At 67.7% G+C, this 20179-nt stretch carries 16 protein-coding genes; 7 read left to right on the top strand and 9 right to left on the bottom strand.

The genetic code is table 11. From position 1 onward, the window contains the following. Nucleotides 1-4: 4 nt before the first annotated feature. Nucleotides 5-2803 (bottom strand): bifunctional diguanylate cyclase/phosphodiesterase, encoded by a 2799-nt coding sequence (locus AC5P5R_RS10125; protein WP_224119423.1) that lies wholly within the window; start codon nt 2801-2803, stop codon nt 5-7. Nucleotides 2804-3095: 292 nt separating this feature from the next. Between AC5P5R_RS10125 and AC5P5R_RS10120 the strand changes: the two genes are divergently transcribed. From AC5P5R_RS10120 to AC5P5R_RS10100, 5 genes are all read left to right on the top strand, one after another. Beyond that, on the top strand, nt 3096-3614 hold the full coding sequence (locus AC5P5R_RS10120; RefSeq protein WP_229295586.1) for an RNA polymerase sigma factor: 519 nt from the start codon (nt 3096-3098) through the stop codon (nt 3612-3614). Beyond that, nucleotides 3611-4636: a hypothetical protein gene (locus AC5P5R_RS10115; RefSeq protein WP_164281508.1), complete on the top strand. Its 1026-nt coding sequence runs from the start codon at nt 3611-3613 to the stop codon at nt 4634-4636. The genes AC5P5R_RS10120 and AC5P5R_RS10115 overlap by 4 nt, the downstream gene beginning before the upstream one ends. A 40-nt stretch (nt 4637-4676) precedes the next feature. Then, the gene (locus AC5P5R_RS10110; protein ID WP_005409249.1) at nt 4677-5273 is read left to right on the top strand and encodes an IMPACT family protein; all 597 of its coding nucleotides are present in this window, start codon (nt 4677-4679) and stop codon (nt 5271-5273) included. Further along, nucleotides 5266-7038 carry an ABC transporter transmembrane domain-containing protein gene (locus tag AC5P5R_RS10105; protein ID WP_100438408.1) on the top strand — a complete coding sequence of 591 codons (1773 nt, stop codon included), beginning with the start codon at nt 5266-5268 and terminating at the stop codon, nt 7036-7038. The genes AC5P5R_RS10110 and AC5P5R_RS10105 overlap by 8 nt, the downstream gene beginning before the upstream one ends. Before the next feature lie 70 nt (nt 7039-7108). After that, on the top strand, nt 7109-7303 hold the full coding sequence (locus AC5P5R_RS10100) for a hypothetical protein (protein WP_005409247.1): 195 nt from the start codon (nt 7109-7111) through the stop codon (nt 7301-7303). Between the two features lie 231 nt (nt 7304-7534). Here AC5P5R_RS10100 and AC5P5R_RS10095 read toward each other — a convergent pair whose 3' ends face one another. From AC5P5R_RS10095 to AC5P5R_RS10085, 3 genes are all read right to left on the bottom strand, one after another. Further along, nucleotides 7535-8659 carry a prephenate dehydrogenase gene (locus AC5P5R_RS10095; RefSeq protein ID WP_100438407.1) on the bottom strand — a complete coding sequence of 375 codons (1125 nt, stop codon included), beginning with the start codon at nt 8657-8659 and terminating at the stop codon, nt 7535-7537. Beyond that, nucleotides 8656-9564, bottom strand: a complete 909-nt coding sequence (pdxY, locus tag AC5P5R_RS10090; RefSeq protein WP_099481072.1) for a pyridoxal kinase — start codon at nt 9562-9564, stop codon at nt 8656-8658. The genes AC5P5R_RS10095 and pdxY overlap by 4 nt, the downstream gene beginning before the upstream one ends. Nucleotides 9565-10134: 570 nt before the next feature. Beyond that, nucleotides 10135-11334: an MFS transporter gene (locus AC5P5R_RS10085; protein ID WP_032966631.1), complete on the bottom strand. Its 1200-nt coding sequence runs from the start codon at nt 11332-11334 to the stop codon at nt 10135-10137. A 72-nt stretch (nt 11335-11406) separates the two neighbouring features. Here AC5P5R_RS10085 and AC5P5R_RS10080 point away from each other — a divergent pair, with 72 nt between their 5' ends. Continuing rightward, complete coding sequence (locus AC5P5R_RS10080; protein WP_043035461.1) at nt 11407-12204, top strand: AraC family transcriptional regulator; 798 nt, start codon at nt 11407-11409, stop codon at nt 12202-12204. A 59-nt stretch (nt 12205-12263) separates the two neighbouring features. Here AC5P5R_RS10080 and dnaJ read toward each other — a convergent pair whose 3' ends face one another. The 4 genes from dnaJ to hrcA form a co-directional block, all read right to left on the bottom strand. Beyond that, on the bottom strand, nt 12264-13388 hold the full coding sequence (gene dnaJ, locus AC5P5R_RS10075) for a molecular chaperone DnaJ (protein ID WP_005409242.1): 1125 nt from the start codon (nt 13386-13388) through the stop codon (nt 12264-12266). Nucleotides 13389-13542: 154 nt separating this feature from the next. After that, nucleotides 13543-15465 (bottom strand): molecular chaperone DnaK, encoded by a 1923-nt coding sequence (gene dnaK, locus AC5P5R_RS10070; RefSeq protein WP_005409241.1) that lies wholly within the window; start codon nt 15463-15465, stop codon nt 13543-13545. Nucleotides 15466-15647: 182 nt separating this feature from the next. Beyond that, nucleotides 15648-16163 carry a nucleotide exchange factor GrpE gene (gene grpE / locus AC5P5R_RS10065; protein ID WP_005409240.1) on the bottom strand — a complete coding sequence of 172 codons (516 nt, stop codon included), beginning with the start codon at nt 16161-16163 and terminating at the stop codon, nt 15648-15650. 63 nt (nt 16164-16226) lie between these two features. Further along, nucleotides 16227-17291, bottom strand: coding sequence for a heat-inducible transcriptional repressor HrcA (hrcA, locus tag AC5P5R_RS10060; protein WP_005409239.1), 1065 nt, complete (start codon nt 17289-17291; stop codon nt 16227-16229). A gap of 116 nt (nt 17292-17407) precedes the next feature. Here hrcA and recN point away from each other — a divergent pair, with 116 nt between their 5' ends. Beyond that, nucleotides 17408-19069 (top strand): DNA repair protein RecN, encoded by a 1662-nt coding sequence (recN, locus tag AC5P5R_RS10055; RefSeq protein WP_005409238.1) that lies wholly within the window; start codon nt 17408-17410, stop codon nt 19067-19069. A gap of 110 nt (nt 19070-19179) precedes the next feature. On the opposite strand, the gene AC5P5R_RS10050 is transcribed toward recN, so the two are convergent. Then, nucleotides 19180-20097 (bottom strand): LysR family transcriptional regulator, encoded by a 918-nt coding sequence (locus AC5P5R_RS10050; RefSeq protein ID WP_164281509.1) that lies wholly within the window; start codon nt 20095-20097, stop codon nt 19180-19182. Nucleotides 20098-20179 lie beyond the last annotated feature (82 nt).

The following is a 20179-nucleotide window of genomic DNA, read 5'->3' as shown; positions in this document are numbered from 1 at the left end:
TGGCTCAGCCCGCCGCGTGCGCCCACGGCGCGGGCCGCCCCAGCAGGTAGCCCTGGCCGTAGTCGCAGCCCAGTTCACGCAGGGTTTGCCGCTGCGCGTCGGTCTCGATGCCTTCGCCGATGGTCTCAATGCCCAGCGTGCGCGCCAGCGACAGCACGCCTTCCACCAGCGCCCGCGTACTCTGCACTTCCGGACCGTGCAGGCCAGCGATGAAGCTCTGGTCGATCTTCAGCGTGCTGATCGGGAAACGGTGGAGGTAGGACAGCGCGGAGAACCCGGTACCGAAATCGTCCAGCTGCACCTGGATGCCGCGCTCGCGCAGGCCCTGCAGGATACGCAGCGTGTGCGGGCCGTCGTCCAGCAACGCCACCTCGGTGATTTCCAGGCGCAGCCGGCGCGGATCGGCACCACAGCTGTCGAGCAGGCCGAACAGGCGATCACTGAACTCTGCCGAGCGGAAATGCCGGGGCGATACGTTCACCGAGACGTAGCCTTCGCCTCCCCGTGCCAGCCCCGCGATGACCTGCTCGTAGATCAGCCAGTCCACCTGTTCGATCAGGCCGCTCTCTTCACCCAGCTCCAGGAACGCGCCGGGCAGCAGCAGGCCACGGCGCTCATGCTGCCAGCGCAGCAGCGCCTCGTGACCGACCACTTCGCCGTCGGACAAGCGCACGATCGGCTGGTAGAACGGCACGAAATCGCGGTTGTTGATCGCACGGCGCAGGTCGGCTTCCAGGTCCAGGCTGCGCATGGCTTCTTCGCGCATGTCCTCGTCGAAGATCGCACAGCGGTCATGGCCCTGCGCCTTGGCCCGGTACATGGCCGCATCCGCATCGCGCAGCAGCTCTTCTCCGGTGCGGTAGCGCGGATTCCACAGGGCAATGCCCAGGCTGCCGGACGGAAACAGTTCGCGCCCGGCGATCCACATCGATTCCTGCAACGCCAGCAGCAGCCGCTGGCCGAAATCCAGTGCCTGCGCCAGGCCCTGCGGGCACTGCAGCAGCACAGCGAACTCATCACCGCCGAGCCGGGCCACCACATCTTCGGCACCTGCCATCGACACGATGCGCTTGGCCACTTCCACCAGCATGCGGTCGCCGGCGGCATGGCCGATGCTGTCGTTGACCAGCTTGAAGCGGTCCAGATCGAGGAACAGCACGGCGAACACCGGTCCGCCCTCACGCTTGGCCAGCGCCAGTGAATCCTGCAGGCGATCCAGCAGGTGCAGGCGGTTGGGCAGGCCGGTCAGCGCATCGTGCATGGCCTGGTGGGTCAGGCGCTGCTCGGCACGCAGGCGCTCACCGATCTGCCCAAGCAGCTTTTCGTTGACCTCGGCCAGTTCGCGGGTGCGTTCCTCAACGCGCTTTTCCAGCTCGGCATGTGCCGAACGCAGCCGCTGCTGGTCGCGCTGGCGCGCAAGCCCGGTTCCGATGTTCTGCGCAACGAAGGTCAGCAGCCGCTGATCGTGCACGCTGAACGTGCTGTTCTCGCTGTAGCTCTGCACCACGATCGCACCCACCACCTCATCGTCGCGCAGCAACGGCACGCCCAGCCAGCAATGGGAGCGCGCACCTGACTCGCGCACTTCACCACTGGCCAGCAGCGCATCGATCTGCGCGCGTGACGCCAGCAGCGGGCGCCGGTTGCGCACCACGTATTCGGTCAGGCCCCGGCTGAACGGCCGTGGCGCGCGGCTGGCATTGTGCTCGTCCACCGAATACACGAAGTCCAGGCCGTTGCCGGCCGGGTTGACCAGGGCGATGTAGAAATTGCGTGCGTCGAGCAGGCGCCCGACCACCCCATGCACCTGACCATAGAACTGGTCCAGGCTGTCGGCAGACATCGCCATCTCGGCGATGTTGTACAGCGCGGTCTGCAACTGTTCGGCACGGCGACGCTCTGCCACCTCATCCTGCAGGCTGCGGTTGGCGCGCTGCAGTTCCTGGGTGCGCCGCGCCACCTGCTGCTCCAGCCGCACCTGCGCCTGGCGCCGGTCCATCGCGGTCTGTACGTGCTGCGCAACGAAGCCCAGCAATGCGCGCTCGGCCTCGCCATAGCGGGCTGCCTGTTCATAGCTCTGAACCACGATGGCGCCGCAGACGCGGCCGTCCCGCAGCATCGGCACGCCCAGCCAGTCCAGGCTTTCGGGCCCACGCTGCGGGTCGTGCTCCTGTTCCATCACCTGCGCCAGCAGCCTGCGCGAGGGACCACTGAGCGGCTTGCCATGGCGCAACAGCGCCACGGTCAGGCTGCGCGGCATCTCGCTGGCGTCATGGCTCTGCGTGGGATCGGCGACGAAGTCATCGACCTGATCGGCGAAGTACAGGAAGCGTATCTGGTCGCGCACATCGTCGTATTCCACGATGTAGCAGTTCTCGGCATACATCAGCGTGCCCAGCACACCATGCACGTGGCGCAGCATCTCGGGCATTTCCAGGTCGGCACCGGCCAGATCTGCAATCTGGAACAGGGCCTGCTGCAGCCGTTCGGCCTCTTCCAGTGCCTTGATCTGGCCGGCCTGGCGGCCGCGCTGCAGCGCCAGCTCCATCGCCTGCCGGGCCAGCCCCCACCACGCGGGTGAAGGCACCGCGCCCGCAACCGACAGCAGCAGCCGCGCACCGTCATACTCCCAGCCGTGCTGGCCATCGCCGGTGGCGGGCTCCACGGACGCAGCGCTGTCAATCGCAGGCAAGGGCCAGCCCCCTCGGCCACTCCCCAGCTGCGGGTCGTCCCAGCCAACGCGGACCACGGCCGTTTCCGGCAAAAGCGCATGCAACGCGCGCACCAGCGCCGTGCTCAACACGGCCTCGTGTAGTGGCTCTTCCGCCGATTCAGCATGCGTGGACAAATGACAATCTCTTGGCGCCGTCTGTGCGTCGCCTCCCCTGAGCCGCCGAGCATAGCGCGCCACCCGGGGGGCAATGGAAGCCCGTAAACCCCGAATCGTGCGCCCGTACGTTTTTCGTGCTGTCCGTAGCTGCTTCCATGCCATGAACCTCGCCCTGCCCGCCCCTGCCACCGGCTATGCGCCACCGCCTGCAGGCCTTACCCTGTACGCCGTGGAAGCCAGCGCACTGCCAACCGATGAAGCCTTGATGCTGGCCTGGGCCGGTGGCGACCTGCGCGCGTTCGAAAGCCTGTATGGGCGCCACCGCAAGCGCCTGTTCGGCTTCCTGCTGCGGCAACTGCGCGACACCGCGCTGGCCGAGGAGATCTTCCAGGACGTCTGGCAGCGGGTGATCAGCGCCCGTGCCGGGTGGCAACCGGACGCGGCGTTCAGCACCTGGCTGTTCCGCATCGCCCACAACCGCCTGAACGACCATTGGCGCGCCGCCCGCCACCGCCCGGCTGCCCCGGCCGATGCCGATCTGCGCCTGGCCGCGATCGAGGATGGGCAGACCCCGGAAGGCGAGCTTTCCGAATTCGAACAACGTCGCCGCATCCAGCTGGCGATGGAACAACTGCCGCCTGAGCAGCGCGAAGTGCTGCAACTGCGGCTGGATCAGGAACTGAGCCTGGAGGAGATCGGCCAGATCACCGGCGTAGGCCGGGAAACCGTGAAATCGCGGCTGCGCTATGCGATGGACAAGCTGCGTGCGGGATTGAACGCATGAACCGAGACGAACCGCTGACGCCGGAAGAACGCGAGCTGGCCCGGCTGCTCGGCCGTCGCGCCGAGCAGGCTCCGCCCGCCGCACTGGACGCCGCCATCCTGGCCGCGGCCGGCGCTGCCGTGGACGCGCCGGCCGCCGATGCGGTCGCCTCTCCCGAGGCGCCGCGCACGCAGCGCACACGCTCGCGTTGGCCGGCGGTGTTCGGCATCGCCGCCTCGATGGTGTTTGCCATCGGCATCGCCTGGCAGCTGCGTCCGGAACCTCCGCCGGTTCCGGCCGGTGAGGCCGCTGTTGCTGCGGCACCGGCAGCGGCAGAAGACGTTGCGGCTGCCGATCAGGCCGCTGACCGCAGTGCAGCCGACAGCGCTGTGGCGGCCGCCGAACCAAACGCTGCGCCCGCAGCACCCGAGGCCGCCCCTGTTGCCGCTGCCCCGGCACCGGCCATCGCACGCGCGCCCGAGCCGGCGCCGGCCGAGACCGCTGAAGCGCCGGCCCAGGCTGCACGATCAATGGCTGCGGATGCGGCCGCCGATACCGCCTTTGCGGCCCTCCCGCCAGCGCCGACGGCAGCACCGGCCGCAGCGCCGCCTGCGCCACCGGCATCCGCCGCCTACTCGGCACCGGCACCTGCACCGGCATTCGCGCCGGCAGCGTCCGGGGCACTGAAAGCACGCACGGCCGCGGCACCTGCACCTGCACCGGCACCGGCAGCCAATGCCGCCGAGGTCGCGCGGGCGGAGGCGCTGGATCGGGTGGAGATCACCTCGATGAAGCGTGAGGCCCCCAGCCGTTCGGCTCCGGGCATCATGCGCCGCGGCAGCGATGCGGGCCTGAGCGCGGATACCGTACAGGCCGAGGTGGACGCCGACGCGCGCCTGCCACGCCGGCAGTGGCTGCAGAAAATCCGCGAGCGCCGTGATCAGGACCAGCGCGACCTCGCCCGCGCCAGCCTGGAACGCTACATCCAGCAATATCCGGAAGCGCGCCTGCCGCGCGACCTGCGCCCGCTGCTGGACGACTGAAACGGGCGGGGGTACCCGGCAACACCGTAGAATGGCGGGAATGCTCGATACCCTCGCCCAGCCCGTCAGCCACACGCTGGAAGTCAAACACAGCCGCTTCATCGCCCATGCCGCGCCGATCGACGGCGCCCCCGCAGCGCTGGCGTTCCTGCAACAGGTTGCCGTGGCCGACGCCACGCACAACTGCTGGGCCTACCGGCATGGCCAGGACTACCGCTCCAGCGATGATGGCGAGCCGGCAGGCACCGCCGGGCGGCCGATCCTGGCCGCGATCGACGGGCAAGGCTTCGACCGGGTGATGGTGGTGGTGACGCGCTGGTTCGGTGGCATCAAGCTCGGCGCCGGCGGCCTGGTCCGGGCGTACGGTGGCGCCGCCGCAGAATGCCTGCGCACCGCGCCGCGGCTGGCGCTGGTCGCCATGGCACGGCTGCAGCTGCAGGCCGGCTTCGAAGACCTGGGCACCCTGCATGCGGCCCTTCCGGGGTTCGGCGCGGAGAAGCGCGATGAACAGTTCGACGCGAACGGGGTGTGCCTGCGGGTCGAATTGCCGGCCGATCAGGTCGACGCATTGAAAATCCGCCTGCGCGACGCCACTCGTGACCGTATCCGCATAGAAGACGACCACCAGGATGACTGACAAGGACGGCGCCCCCGCCTCGCCCCCGCCGCTGCGCCGCCTTGGCAGCCTGCGCACGCTATGGCCGTTCGTGCGCCGCCACAGTGGCCTGTTCACCGCTTGGCTGATGGCCCTGGCGGTGTCTTCGGCGGCCACGCTGAGCCTGCCGCCGGCGGTCAAGCAGATGATCGACCATGGCTTCAGCAGCGGCGGCCAGATCAACCGTGCCTTCGCCCTGCTGATGCTGGTGGCCGTGGTGCTGGCCCTGGCCACCGCCGCGCGCTTCTACTTCGTGTCGCTGCTGGGCGAAAAGGTCGTGGCTGACCTGCGCAGCCGCCTCTACGCACACCTCATCCAGCTCGGTGCCGGCTTCCATGACCGCAGCCGCAGCGGTGAGCTGGTCTCGCGCCTGACCGCCGACAGTGAGCTGCTGCGCAGCGTGGTGGGCTCGACCATGTCGGTGGCATTGCGCAGCAGCGTCACGGTGGTCGGCAGCCTGGCGATGCTGTTCGTCACCAGCCCGCGGCTGGCGGCGTGGTCGCTGCTGGGCATTCCGCTTGCGGTACTGCCGATCATCATCGGTGCGCGCAAGCTGCGCACCGTCGCGCGCAGCAGCCAGGACCGCATCGCCGATGCCAACAGCCTGGCCAGCGAGACCCTGGGCGCCGTAAGGACGGTACAGGCGCATGCACGCGAACCCTACGAGCGCGGCCGCTTCGACCATGCACTGGGCGATGCCATCAAGGCCGCCCGCCGCCGCATCGGTGCGCAGTCGCTGGTCACCGCCAGCGCCATCCTGCTGGTGTTCGGCGCCATCGTCGGCGTGCTGTGGCTGGGCGCGCACGATGTCATCGACGGCCGCCTCAGCGCAGGCACCCTTGGCCAGTTCGTGCTGTACGCGCTGATCGGTGGTGGCTCGGTCGGTGCGCTGGCCGAAGTCTGGAACGAACTGCAGCGCGCGGCCGGCGGCATGGGCCGCATCGGCGAACTGCTGCAGGAAGACATCGAGATCCGCGCGCCGGCGCAGCCGCACGTGCTGCCGCAGCCGCTGCGGGGCGAGATCCGGTTCGACGACGTGGTGTTCCATTACCCGCAGCGGCCAGACCAGGCGGCGCTGGACCATTTCAGCCTGCACGTGCGCCCGGGCGAGACCGTGGCCCTGGTTGGCCCGTCCGGCGCAGGCAAGAGCACGGTGCTGTCGATGCTGCTGCGCTTCCACGATCCGGCCAGTGGCCGCATCTGCGTGGATGGCATCGACGTGCGCCAGGTCGACCCGGCCGAACTGCGCGGACAGCTGGCGCTGGTTCCGCAGCAGCCGACGCTGTTTGCCGCCAGCGCGCGCGACAACATCCGCTATGGCCGCCTGCAGGCCAGCGACAGCGAGGTGGAAGATGCCGCACGCGCCGCCGAGGCGGACGGATTCCTGCGCGCGTTGCCGCAGGGCTATGACAGTGAGCTGGGCGAGCGCGGCGCCCGCCTGTCCGGTGGCCAGCAGCAGCGTGTGGCGATTGCCCGCGCACTGCTGAAGGACGCGCCGATCCTGCTGCTGGACGAAGCCACCAGCGCGTTGGACGCGCAGAGCGAGCACAGCGTGCAGCAGGCGCTGGAGCGGCTGATGGCCGGCCGCACCACGCTGGTCATTGCCCACCGTCTGGCCACCGTGCTCAAGGCCAACCGCATCGTGGTGATGGACCAGGGCCGCATCGTCGCCGAGGGCACGCACGCGCAGCTGCTGGCGGAAGGCGGACTGTACGCTGAACTTGCACGCCTGCAGTTCATCGATTGATGACGTCCGCCTAACATCGGCGCGGCCAAGCTGGCCGCGCAACAGCAGCATCCGCTGAAGGAGGTGCACGATGTCGTTCCGTCAGTTCCCCGCCGTCGACAGCAACGGCGAAAGCCACATCATCATCGAGTTCAAGCCCGAGGCGAATGGCAGCGGGCACCATTCCGAAGCCACGCCACGCTACGAACTGGATGATGGACGGCCGCTGGTACGCGACGGCCGCGAGTTCACCACCAGTGGCGGTGAGCTGAGGCTGACGATCTGAGGTTCGCCGGGCATGGCCCGGCGCCACCGGATTTCGTACCGCTCCGCTCTGGTGGGTGTCGACCTTGGTCGACACGCTTTTTGCCAAAGGCGGTCGAGCATGGCTCGACCCTACAAAAAAGCCTGATCAATTTTTGACCAACCATCTTGACAGCCTTTGCTACCAAGGGGTGAGCGAGGTTATCCACACCTTTGCTCAGAAACCATCCACACCGCCTGTGGATGAATGTGCTCAGCCCAGCACCCGCCCGATGCCGCTGGCGTCCACTTCAGCGGCCGCGCGACTGATCGCCCCCGGGTCGCTGCCGGCCACGAACCCGATCCGGAAATGCACTTCGCCGCCAGGCGTGCGCGAGGAATGGATCGAGGCCAGGCTGATGCGGTGCTGCTCGAACACGTTCAGCAGCTCACGCAGTGAGCCCGGCCGGTCTTCCGGCAGGTGCACCGACAACGCATTGCGCTCGGTCAGGTCAGCCAGCAGATAGCCCACGCGTTCAAAGGTGTAGTTGCCCTCGGCCAGTGCCTGCTTGCCGAAGGCACTGCGATTGGCCGACAGCAGCTGCTCACGGAATGCACTGCGTGCAGTGTCGTTGCCCTGTCCGACCTGGGCCTGCAGGGCCTGCAGCTGGCCGATCAAGCGCTCCAGCATTGGCGCCACGTACGGATTGCCGAACTGGATGTCCTCGTAGATCGCGGGGTTCAGCGACAGGATGCGCGAGATGATCGCCGTATCCAGTTCGAACGATGCCGACCGGTACGGCATCATCGCGGCCAGGTCGCCCAGCTGCGGCTGGTACTGGCGCAGCACGCCGGCCTGGGCCAGGTGGGTGGCATGCACCATCGCCTGTACCAGCGCCATCATCTGGTCGTGATGCTGCGGCGTGGCCCGCACGCACTCAGCCTGCAGCGCCGTGCACAGCGAATCGACCCATGGCTGCCAGTGCCGCAGCCGCGCTTCGCAGACCACCATCACCCGACCCTTCAGTGTCGGCGCTTTCGGTGGCGCGGTCATCGGGTGCAGCCCGACCACCTCGGCCTGCGAGGCCAGCATCGCCTGCACCGGCGCCTCCTTCACCGAGGTCACGTCCAGCCACAGCCGGTCCTGCTCGCGGCCGGCCGACTGCCGCACGTACTCGGCGATCAACGCGGGCGTATGCCGGATCGGCGCTGAGAACACCAGCACATCGGCCTGCGCGAGCAGCTGTTCCGGCGTATGCGAGCCCGGATCAGCCGGATCATGGCCGATGACCCGCAGCTGCATGTGCTGCTGGAAGAAGCGGGTCAGCCAGCGCCCGTAGGCGCCGGCACTGCCGACGATGCCGACCGTGCGCGGCGTGCGTTCGAGCAGGCCGCTCATGCCACGCGTTCGGCGCGGAAGCGCGTCCCCTCGGCCAGCGCGGCAGGCGCTGCAGCGATCACGTCGAATTCTTCGAAGCCGTTGTCCAGGGTCGCCTCCAGGGCCGCGTGGGTGCCGGCAATCGCACGCGAGATCGCCTGCTGCATCGATTCGTCGCGCAGCAGGAACGACACCACCAGCGACATCAGCACATCACCCGTACCGGCCACGTCCACCGGCAGCAGGGGCGAGGTCCAGCGCCAGGTCTCCTCGCGGCCGACAGCCAGGGTCACCAGTTCACCCGGGGTGCCGCCCACGCTGTGCGCGATCACCCAGTGCGGGCCACGATCCAGCAGCGTGCGTGCGGCGGCGATGGCATCGGCCTCGGCGAGCGCCGGCATGCCGGTGAGGCGATTGAGTTCAAAGGCGTTCGGGGTCACCAGCCAGGCATGCGGCAGCAGGCGCTCGGCGAAGATCGCTTCCAGGCCCGGTTCCACGTAGGGGCCGGTATGGGTATCACCAATCACCGGATCCAGGCAGTAACGCAGCTGCGGGCAGGCCGGCAGGATGTCATCCAGCCAGTCGGCGAAGGCGGCACCGTTGGAGGTGCTGCCGAAGTAGCCGGACACCAGCATCTTCGCCCGCTGCGGCAGGCCGCGCTCGTGGGTGCCCAGCAGCAGGTCGGCGAACCAGTCGGCGGGCAGCACGCGACCGCGCGTGGTGTCGTAGAACGGCGCGTTGCTGAGCAACACGGTCGGAATTTCTGCTACGCGCACGCCGAGAGCGCGCATCGGCGGCACGGCGGCGCTGTTGCCGGCGTGGCCGTAGACAAGTTGCGACTGGACCGAGATGACATCGATCGGCGACGGGCCGTCGGGCCGCTGGCGGCGGCCGTGGACCAGGTGGTTATCAAGGGATTCGCTCATGGCCGCATTCTACGCCCGGTGGGGGGTTCGGCAGGGCTTGCAGCCCTGCGCCGGCAGAATCAACGTCAACATCAAAAGCCAGAGCGGGCTATCCGTGGGATGGCGGGGCGGTGTGGGTGGTCAGGACACGCCGTAAACCCATCCATGGGGGCTCGATGGCGCCATCCATGGCGCCAACGGTCCTGCCCACCCACACCGCCCACCTTCGACAGTTGGCCGACAGCTGCTGGTGGGTGCCGACCGTTGGTCGGCACATCTGTCGGATACCGAATGAATTCGTCCACGCATGGCGTGGCTCTACTGGCAACTGCGGCTGTTGGTAGGTGTCGTCCGTTGATCGACACGTCTGTCAAATATCGATATCCGACCCCGTGCCGACCAACGGTCGGCACCCACCAAAGCAGAACGCTGTTCCGACAGATCGCGGAAAACGGCGCGACCGAGCTACATGGACGTACTTGCAGTGTCCCCCTCAACCGACCCCACCCCGCCAATCCACGGATAGCGCGCTTTGGCTTTTGCCGTTGCCTCTGCGGGTGCAGGGCGCAGCCCTGCAAAAAGAAGCACCCCTCAGTGAACAGCAGGCCGCGACGGCGGCAGCCACGCCGCCACGATGCCGAGCAGCGGCAGGAACGCAGTCAACTGGTAGACGTACTCGATGCTGGTCTTGTCCGCCAGCAGGCCGAGCACGGCAGCACCCAGTCCACCCATGCCGAACGCAAAGCCGAAGAACAGGCCGGACACCATGCCGATGCGGTGCGGCATCATTTCCTGTGCGTACACCACAATCGCCGAGAACGCCGACGACAACACGAAACCGATCAGCACCGCCAGCACCGTGGTCCAGAACAGATCCGCATGCGGCAGCATCAGGGCGAACGGGGCAACGCCCAGGATCGAGGTCCAGATGATCGGCTTGCGGCCGATGCGGTCACCCAGCGGGCCGCCGAGGAAGCCGCCGGCGGCGGACGCCACCAGGAATGCGAACAGATGCAGCTGCGCCTGCGCCACGGGAATGCCGAAATGGTGGATCAGGTAGAAGGTGAAGTAGCTGCCGATGCTGGCCATGTAGAAGTATTTGCTGAAGATCAGCACCAGCAGGATCGCCAGCACCTTGGCCACGGTGCGGGGGGGATGGCGCGGCGCCATCGAGGCGGTGCTGGCCGGGCGCGGGGTGCCCAGGTGCAGCGCGTACCAGCGGCCGACATAGGTCAGCAGTGCAATGCCGATCAGCGCGGCGCCGGCAAACCACGACGCGGCATGCTGGCCATGCGGCACGATCACCGCTGCAGCAATCAGTGGACCGAGCGCGGTGCCGAAATTGCCACCCACCTGGAACACCGACTGCGCGAAGCCATGGCGGCCACCCGAGGCCAGCCGCGCAATGCGCGATGCTTCCGGATGGAAAATGGCCGAACCAATGCCGACCATCGCCGCAGCCATCAGCACCACCGCATAGTTCGGCGCGAAGCCGAGCAGCAGCATGCCGCACAGGGTCGAGGCCATGCCGATCGGCAGCGAGTACGGCGCCGGGCGACGGTCGGTGGCGGCGCCAACCAGTGGCTGGAAGATCGAAGCGGTCAGCTGGTAGGTCAGCGTGATCAGGCCGATCTGGGTGAAGCTCAGGTTGAAGCCGCCCTTGATCACTGGATAGATGGCCAGGATCAGCGACTGCATCATGTCGTTGACGACATGCGAGGTGGAAATAGCTGCCAGCACACCGGGAGCCACCGGACGTGAGGTCGTTGCGGGAGAAGCCAAGGCGGACATGGACGCAGTCAGGTTGGGGGCGAGCCGCGCATGCTACGGTTGCCCTCCCCTCCCTTCTGCCGCGTTCGGGTCATGGCCTATCGCAAAAAGGACATTGCCGGCGATGTCGACCCGGCTGCGCCGTGGCGTGATGTGCCACTGCATCGTCCGGTCACCTACCGGGTTACCCAGTACCCGGCAGGCACCCATATCGCAGGCCACAAGCACCAGCGCCACCAGCTGGTCTATGCCATCTCGGGGCTGATGGTGGTGCGCTCGGAAGTCGGTCGCTGGGTCGTGCCCTCCACCCGTGCGATCTGGATGCCGGCGGGCATGGTGCACGCGGTGGACTGCATTGCCGCCGTGCACATGCGCAGCCTGTACATCGATCCGTCGTTCGCCCCGCAGTTGCCGGCCGAACCGTTCGCGGTACAGGTGGCACCGCTGCTGCGCGAACTGCTGCAGGCAGCCACCCTGATCAAGGGCGAGCACATCGAAGACAGCCGCGATGGCCGCGTGGTGCGCCTGCTGCTGGACGAACTGCATCGCATGGACGTGCTCCCGCTGCACCTGCCCTCGCCCACCGACCCGCGCCTGCAGCGGATCTGCCAGCACATCCAGAAGCACCCCGGCGATGACGCCACGCTGCAGGACTGGGCACAGGCGCTGGAAGTGGACGTGAAAACCATCCAGCGCCACTTCGCCCACGAGCTGGGCATGACCTTCGGCCAGTGGCGACAGCAGGCGCGACTGCTGGCCGCATTGGAGCGGCTGGCGGTCGGCGACAAGGTCATCGATGTCGCGCTGGCGATGGGCTACGACAGCCCCAGCGCGTTCACCAGCATGTTCAAGCGCCAGCTGGGGCAGACGCCGGCGGCGTTTTTCCGCTGATCGCAAACGAAAACGCCGGGCATGGCCCGGCGCTACCGTTCAACACTTGCGTTGAAAACTCAGGACGTCATCCGGTCCCAGAAGCCCTTCACGCCATCCATGAAGGTGGCCGACTTCGGCGAATGCTTGCGTGCTTCCTCGCCGACGAAGGTGGCTTCGAACTGTTCCAGCAGCTTGCGCTGCTCAGGGGTGAGGTTGACCGGAGTCTCCACCACCACGCGGCAGTACAGGTCGCCCTCGCTGCGGCTGCGCACCGAACGCACGCCCTTGCCGCGCAGGCGGAACAGCTTGCCGGTCTGGGTCTCGGCCGGAATGCGGATCTCCGCTTCGCCGCCGAGGGTGGCCACGCGCACGGTGTCACCCAGTGCCGCCTGCGAGATGCGGATCGGCACTTCGCAGTGCAGGTCGTCGCCATCGCGCTGGAAGATCGCATGCTCGCGCACGCGCACTTCCACGTACAGGTCGCCCGGTGGCGTACCGGCCGGACCGGCTTCGCCCTCGCCCTGCAGGCGGATGCGGTCGCCGGTATCGACGCCGGCCGGCACCTTCACCGACAGCACCTTGTCTTCCTCGACACGGCCGTTGCCGTGGCAGGTCTTGCAGGGCTTGGCGATGATCTGGCCACGGCCGCCGCAGTTGTGGCACGCCTGCTGCATGGCGAAGATGCCGCGCTGGATGCGCACCTGGCCGCGGCCATGGCACACATTGCAGGTTTCGACCTTGCCGTCTTCCGAGCCACTGCCATCGCAGTCGCCGCACTCGGCCAGGGTCGGAATCTCGATGCGGCGCTCGACGCCGCGCACGGCTTCTTCCAGGTCCAGCTCCATCACGTAGCCGATATCGGCGCCGCGACGCGCCTGGCGCGGACCACCGCCACCGCCGCCAAAGATGTTGCCGAAGATATCGCCGAAGATATCGTTCATGTCCGGGCCGCCCGGCCCGCCGCCGCCCATGCCGTGCTCGAACGCCGCGTGGCCATGGCTGTCGTACATGCGGCGCTTGTTGCCGTCGGACAGCACTTCGTAGGCTTCCTTGCACTCCTTGAAGGAGGCTTCGGCCGCCGCATCACCCGGGTTGCGGTCCGGGTGGAACTTCATCGCGCAGCGACGGTACGCCTTCTTCAGCTCGTCGTCGGTGGCGGTGCGGGCAACGCCCAGCACTTCGTAATAATCGCGCTTGCTCATATCGTGGATCTGGTTCCGGAAAGTCGGGATTCGTCAAAGCGGAAGAGCGGAACCAGGTCCGCTCTTGCGTCGGGCGCCCCGACACGCCGGTGGGCGGTCAGGACCCTGATGCGACAACGGGACGCTGGTGGCCAGCGTCCCGTGTCGGTCCGGATCAGGACTTCTTGTCGTCCTTGACTTCGGTGAACTCGGCGTCGACCACGTCGTCCTGCGCCTTGCCGGCATTGCCGGCGTCGGCACCCGGGGCACCGCCCTGGTCGGCCGAAGCAGCGGCGAACAGCGACTGGCCAGCTTCTTCCAGTGCCTTCGACTTGGCTTCGATCTGTGCCTTGTCGTCACCCTTCATCGCGGTTTCCAGGTCGGCCAGGGCCGCCTCGACCTTGCCGATGACATCGCCGCCGACCTTGCTGCCGTGCTCGGTGATGGCGCTGCGGGTACCGTGGATCAGGGCGTCGGCCTGGTTGCGGGCCTGCACCAGTTCCTGGAACTTCTTGTCTTCTTCGCGGTTGGCTTCCGCGTCGGCGACCATGCGCGCGATCTCCTCCTCGGACAGGCCCGAACCGGCCTTGATCTCGACCTTCTGTTCCTTGTTGGTCTTCTTGTCCTTGGCCGACACGTGCAGGATGCCGTTGGCGTCGATGTCGAAGGACACTTCCACCTGCGGCAGGCCACGCGGGGCCGGCTCGATGCCGGACAGGTCGAACTTGGCCAGCGACTTGTTGAAGCGGGCCTGTTCGCGCTCACCCTGCAGCACGTGCACGGTCACGGCCGACTGGTTGTCCTCGGCGGTGGAGAACACCTGCGAGGCCTTGGTCGGGATGGTGGTGTTCTTCTCGATGATCTTGGTGAACACGCCGCCCATGGTCTCGATGCCCAGCGACAGCGGGGTCACGTCCAGCAGCAGCACGTCCTTGACGTCGCCGCCCAGCACGCCGCCCTGGATCGCAGCACCCAGTGCCACGGCTTCGTCCGGGTTGACGTCCTTGCGCGGTTCCTTGCCGAAGAACTCGGTCACCGCCTGCTGCACCTTCGGCATGCGGGTCTGGCCGCCGACCAGGATCACTTCGCTGATGTCGCTCGAACGCAGGCCGGCATCGTTCAGGGCGACGCGGCACGGCTCGATCGACTTCTTGATCAGGTCGTCCACCAGGGCTTCCAGCTTGGCGCGGGTCAGCTTGATGTTCAGGTGCTTCGGACCCGACGCGTCAGCGGTGACGTACGGCAGGTTCACTTCGGTCTGCTGGGCGCTGGACAGCTCGATCTTGGCGCGCTCGGCAGCATCCTTCAGGCGCTGCAGGGCCAGCGGATCCTTGCGCAGGTCGATGCCCTGGTCCTTGTTGAACTCTTCAACCAGGTACTCGATGACGCGGTTGTCGAAGTCTTCGCCACCCAGGAACGTGTCGCCGTTGGTGGCCAGCACTTCGAACTGCTTTTCACCGTCGACGTTGGCGATCTCGATCACCGAGACGTCGAAGGTGCCGCCGCCCAGGTCGTACACCACGATCTTGCGATCCTTGTTGTCGCCCTTGTCCAGGCCATAGGCCAGCGCGGCCGCGGTCGGCTCGTTGATGATGCGCTTGACGTCCAGGCCGGCGATGCGGCCGGCGTCCTTGGTTGCCTGGCGCTGGCTGTCGTTGAAGTAGGCCGGCACGGTGATGACCGCTTCGGTGACCTTCTCACCGAGGAAGTCCTCGGCGGTCTTCTTCATCTTTTCCAGCACCTTGGCCGAGATTTCCTGCGGAGCCATCTTCTTGCCGTCGCTGGTGGCCACCCAGGCGTCGCCATTGTCATGGGCCAGGATGCTGTACGGGACGTGCGCGATGTCCTTCTGCACTTCGGCGTCGGTGAACTTGCGGCCGATCAGGCGCTTCACCGCGTAGAAGGTGTTCTTCGGGTTGGTCACGGCCTGGCGCTTGGCCGAGGCACCGACCAGGACTTCGCCGTCCTTGGTGTAGGCGACGATCGACGGGGTGGTGCGATCGCCTTCCGAATTCTCGATGACGCGGGCCTTGCCGCCGTCCATGATCGCCACGCACGAGTTGGTGGTGCCGAGGTCGATACCAATGATCTTGCCCATGGGGGAGACTCCTGAGGATGCTTGTTGGTGTCAGTCCGGCCGTTCGGCCGGTGGATGAATACGATGTGGGGGAGGCTCGTGGAACATTCAAGCCATCTCCCGAACGCTGTGTTCAGCGCCTGGAAAACCTTGCCAGGCATGGCCTGGCACAACCGGGACCGGGCAAAGCCCGGCCTGGTCCATCAATCGGCGGCCACCACCACCAGCGCCGGCCGCAGCAGGCGCTCGTTGAGCAGGTAGCCCTTCTGGAACACGGTCACCACGCTGCCCGGGGCGGCGCCCGGCGTCGGCACCTGGCTGATGGCCTGGTGGTGTTCCGGGTTGAACGGCTGGCCGATCGGGTCCAGCAGGACCAGTCCGTTGTCGGCGGCCACCTTCAGCAGCTGCTTGTAGGTCAGCTCCAAGCCTTCGCGCAGCGGGTGCGGGTCGTCGCCGGCGGCCTTCAGGCCGGCATCCAGGCTGTCGAACACGGGGAGCAGATCGCCCAGCAGCTTCTCGTTGGCGAACTTGCGGGCCTGTTCGATGTCACGGGCAACGCGCTTGCGCTGGTTCTCCAGGTCGGCGCGCTCACGCAGGGCATCGGCCTTGACCTGTTCGATTTCGGCGCGCAGGCGCTCGACTTCGTCGTTGACGCCGGCGGTGGCGGCCGCATCGGCGGCACTCTGCTGGGATTCGATATCTGGCTGTTCGTGGTTCATGTCTGGGTCCCTGGCGGTCAATCTCCGCCTCCACCCACCCTAGTGTGGGCGGGATGCTGCGTTTCAAGCGTCGGATGTTCCCGGCGGGCGGCCGGCTGGCGAAAACGCCGCGCCCAGTACATCGGCGGTAGCCTGGACCAGCGGGATCACGCGGTCGTACGCCATCCGCTTGGGGCCGATCACCCCCAGCACGCCCAGCACCTGGCCATTGGCCGTGTAAGGGGCGGTGACCAGCGAGACGCCCTGCAGCGGCATCATCCCGGTCTCCTCGCCGATGAAGATGCGCACGCCGGGCGCCTGGATGGTCCGCTCCAGCAGCTGCAGGATCTCGCGCTTGCTGGAGAACAGCTCGAACAGCTCGCGCAGGCGCTCCAGGTCGGACAGGTCCTGCACCCCCATCAGGCGGGTCTGGCCCGCCACCAGCATGTCGTCGGCCGCCGGCTGCAGGGCCTGCTCGGCCAGCTCGATGCTGTGCGCCAGCAGCTGTTCCAGCTCGGAGCGGGCATCGCGCAGTTCCAGCAGCAGTCGGGTGCGGATCTCGGCCATCGGCAGGCCGGCGAAATGGGCATTGAGGTAGTTCGCGACCTGCTCCAGCTGGCCCGGCGCGAACTCCTGCCGGGTTTCGATGACGCGGTTCTGCACCTCGTTGTCGGCAAACACCAGGATCGCCAGCACCCGGCGCCCGTCCAGCGCCACGAAGTCGATCTGGCGGAAGGCGAACTGCTCGCGTCGCGGCGCGCTGACCACGCCGACGAAGTGGCTCATCGCCGACAACAGCTCCGAGGCGCTGCCGAGCAGGGCCTGGGTGCTGCCGCCGCCAGCCAGTTCCTGCCGCAACCGGGCCAGCTCGCCTTCGCCCGGCGGCTGCATCTGCAGCAAGCTGTCGACGAACACGCGGTAGCCATGCGCGGTCGGAACGCGCCCGGCGGAGGTGTGCGGCGAGGCCAGCAGCCCCAGGTCTTCCAGGTCACCCAGGATGTTGCGGATGGTGGCCGGACTGACCTCCAGCCCGGCCACGCGCGCCAGCGTCTGCGAGCCGACCGGCTCACCATCCTGGATGTAACGCGCGATCAGCGTGCGCAGCAGATGGCGCGCACGCGGGGCAAGCTGGTCGGGAGAACCGTGCATGGAATCAACCTGTGAGACACGGACACTAGATAATGGCGGCGCATCACCTTGGCAAGTCATTGGACCTCCCTCGCCCGCGTGCTAGCGTTGCGCGGCTGCTGATACCCCCCTTACCCATGCTCAGACATCTTTCGATCAAGGATTTCGCCGTCGTCCGCGCCACCGAACTGGAGTTCGGGCCAGGCATGACCGTGGTTTCAGGCGAGACCGGCGCCGGCAAGTCGCTGATGGTCGACGCGCTGGGCTTCCTGTCCGGCCTGCGCGCCGACAGCGGCGTGGTCCGCCACGGCGCCGCGCGCGCCGAGCTTTCGGCCGAGTTTGCGCTGGAGCAGCTGCAGGCTGCACGCCAGTGGCTGGCCGACAACGAGCTGGACGACGAGGAGCAGTGCCAGCTGCGCCGGGTCATCCGCGCCGATGGCGGTTCGCGGGCCTGGATCAACGGCCGCCCGGTGACCCTGGCGCAGCTGGGCGACCTGGCCTCGCTGCTGGTGGAGATCCACGGACAGCACGAACAGCAGGCCCTGCTGACGCGCCCGTCGCAGCTGGCCCTGCTCGACGCCTATGCGCGCAACGAGAACGAGCGCCGCCAGGTGCGACGCGCCGCCGCGGCCTGGCAGGCATTGGTCGATGAATCGCTGGCGCTGTCGCAACAGGGCGACGTCAGTGACCGGATCGGCTTCCTGGAGCACCAGCTGCGCGAGCTGGACCGTGAAGACCTGGAGCCGGAGTCGATTGCCGCACTCGGCGCCAGCCACCGCCGCCAGGCCCATGCCAGCGCCCTGCTGAGCGCCTGCCAGGCCGCCAGCAACCAGCTCAACGGCGACGACGGCAGCTCCGCGCTGGACCTGCTGCAGCAGGTGCGCCACGAGCTGTCGCGCCTGATCGAGCACGACCCGCGCCTGGGCGAGGTGGATGGCCTGATCGAGAACGCTTCGATCCAGCTGCACGAAGCCCTGTCGCTGCTGGATCGGGTGCATGACGACCTCGACGCCGACCCGGAACAGTTCGAGGAGAACGAGCGCCGCCTCGGCCGTCTGCACGACCTGGCCCGCAAGCACCGCGTGCCGATGGACGAGCTGGGTGCGCAGCGCGAGCGCATGCACGCCGAAGTGGAACAGCTGCGCGGCGCCGACGAACGCCTGCAGCGCCTGGCCGGCGAGATCGACAAGGCCGCCGCCGCCTGGCGCGCACAGGCCGAAGTGCTGACCGCCAGCCGTCGCAGCGCTGCTGCCGAGCTGTCGGCCACCACCACTGGCATCATCGCCGAGCTGGGCATGGGCGGCGGCCAGTTCCTGATCGAGCTGGAACCGCAGGACGCCGCCAAGCCCGACCCGCAGGGTGCCGAGCGCGTGGAATTCCTGGTCGCAGCCAATGCCGGCCAGCCGCCGCGCGCCCTGCGCAAGGTGGCCTCCGGCGGCGAACTGTCACGCATCTCGCTGGCCATCGAAGTGGCCGCGCTGGACCTGGATGCAGTACCGACCATGGTGTTCGACGAAGTCGACTCCGGCATCGGCGGCGCGGTTGCCGACATCGTCGGCCAGAAGCTGCGCGCGCTCGGCGAGAAGCGCCAGGTGCTGTGCGTGACCCACCTGCCGCAGGTTGCCTCCAAGGGCCATGCCCATTACCGGGTCAGCAAGGCCCCGGTGGAAGGCATGACCCAGAGCGCCGTGGAAAAGCTGGACAGCAAGGCGCGCGAGGAAGAGCTGGCACGCATGCTCGGCGGCGTGGAAGTGAGCAAGGAAGCGCGCGCCGCCGCGCGCAAGCTGCTGCAGGTGTAACGCCGCCCGAGCCGGGCATAGGCCCGGCTTCCGCGCGGTAGTGCCGGCCGCTGGCCGGCAACCCAACACAGGTGGGCGAAGATCGTGAGGTTGCCGGCCAGCGCCCGGCACTACCCCCGTGGCTGCGTCAGGTCGACGTTCTCCACCAGGAAATCAAGAAACGCGCGCACCCGCAGCGGCAGGTAGCCGCCCTGCCCCAGGAACACCGCGTGCACCTCTTCCAGGTCACCGGGGTTGGCCTCTTCCAGCACCGGCAGCAGGCGCCCGGCGGCAATATCCTGCTGCACCTGGAATGCTGCCAGCCGCGCTATGCCCAACCCACCCAGCACCAGCTGGCGCAGCGCATCGCCGTTGCTGGCGCGCGCGTTGCCACTGGGCAGCAGCATGCGTTCGCGCCCGTCCTGCAGCAACGGCCAGCCCTGCATCGCGCGCGCATGGCCGATATCCAGCCGGTTGTGCGACTGCAGCTCCTCGGCAGTGCGTGGCAGCCCGTGCCGCTGCGCGTAGGCCGGTGCAGCCACGATCATCATCCGCGTCGCGCCCAGGCGCCGCGCCACCAGGCTCGAGCTCTTCAGCGGACCGGCCCGCACCGCCACGTCGGTGCGCTGCTCCAGCAGGTCGATCACCTCGTCGTTGAGGGTCAGGTCCACGCCTACCTGCGGATTGCGCTGCAGGAACGCCGGCAGCAACGGCAACAGGAAATGCTGGCCGAACGGCACGTTGGAATTGACCCGCAGGCGTCCACGCGGCTCGGCGTGAGCACTGGCACAGCGCTCGGCCTCGTCCAGGTCGGCCAGCACGCGCAGGCCGCGCTCGTAGAACGCGCAGCCCTCGGGAGTCAGCTGCAGCTGGCGGGTGGAACGCTGCAGCAGGCGCGTCCCCAGCCGTTGTTCCAGCCTCGCCACCAGCTTGCTGACCGCCGACGGGGTCATCTCCAACGTTCGGGCGGCTGCGGAAAAGCCCCCGGTCTCGATCACCCGCACGAACACTTCCAGTTCGCCGGATCGGTTGATGTCGGAGCGCGCCATGGCAATGAATCCAGTTCACAGATGATTGTCCACGCGCAGTCTAGTTCACAGATGAGTACGGAATCACCATGGCAATCCCTCC

This window comes from Stenotrophomonas sp. YJH_SMC_19 (assembly GCF_059367915.1).
Note: the sequence above shows the minus strand (reverse complement) of the source record. Positions and strands in the feature narration are given on the sequence as shown.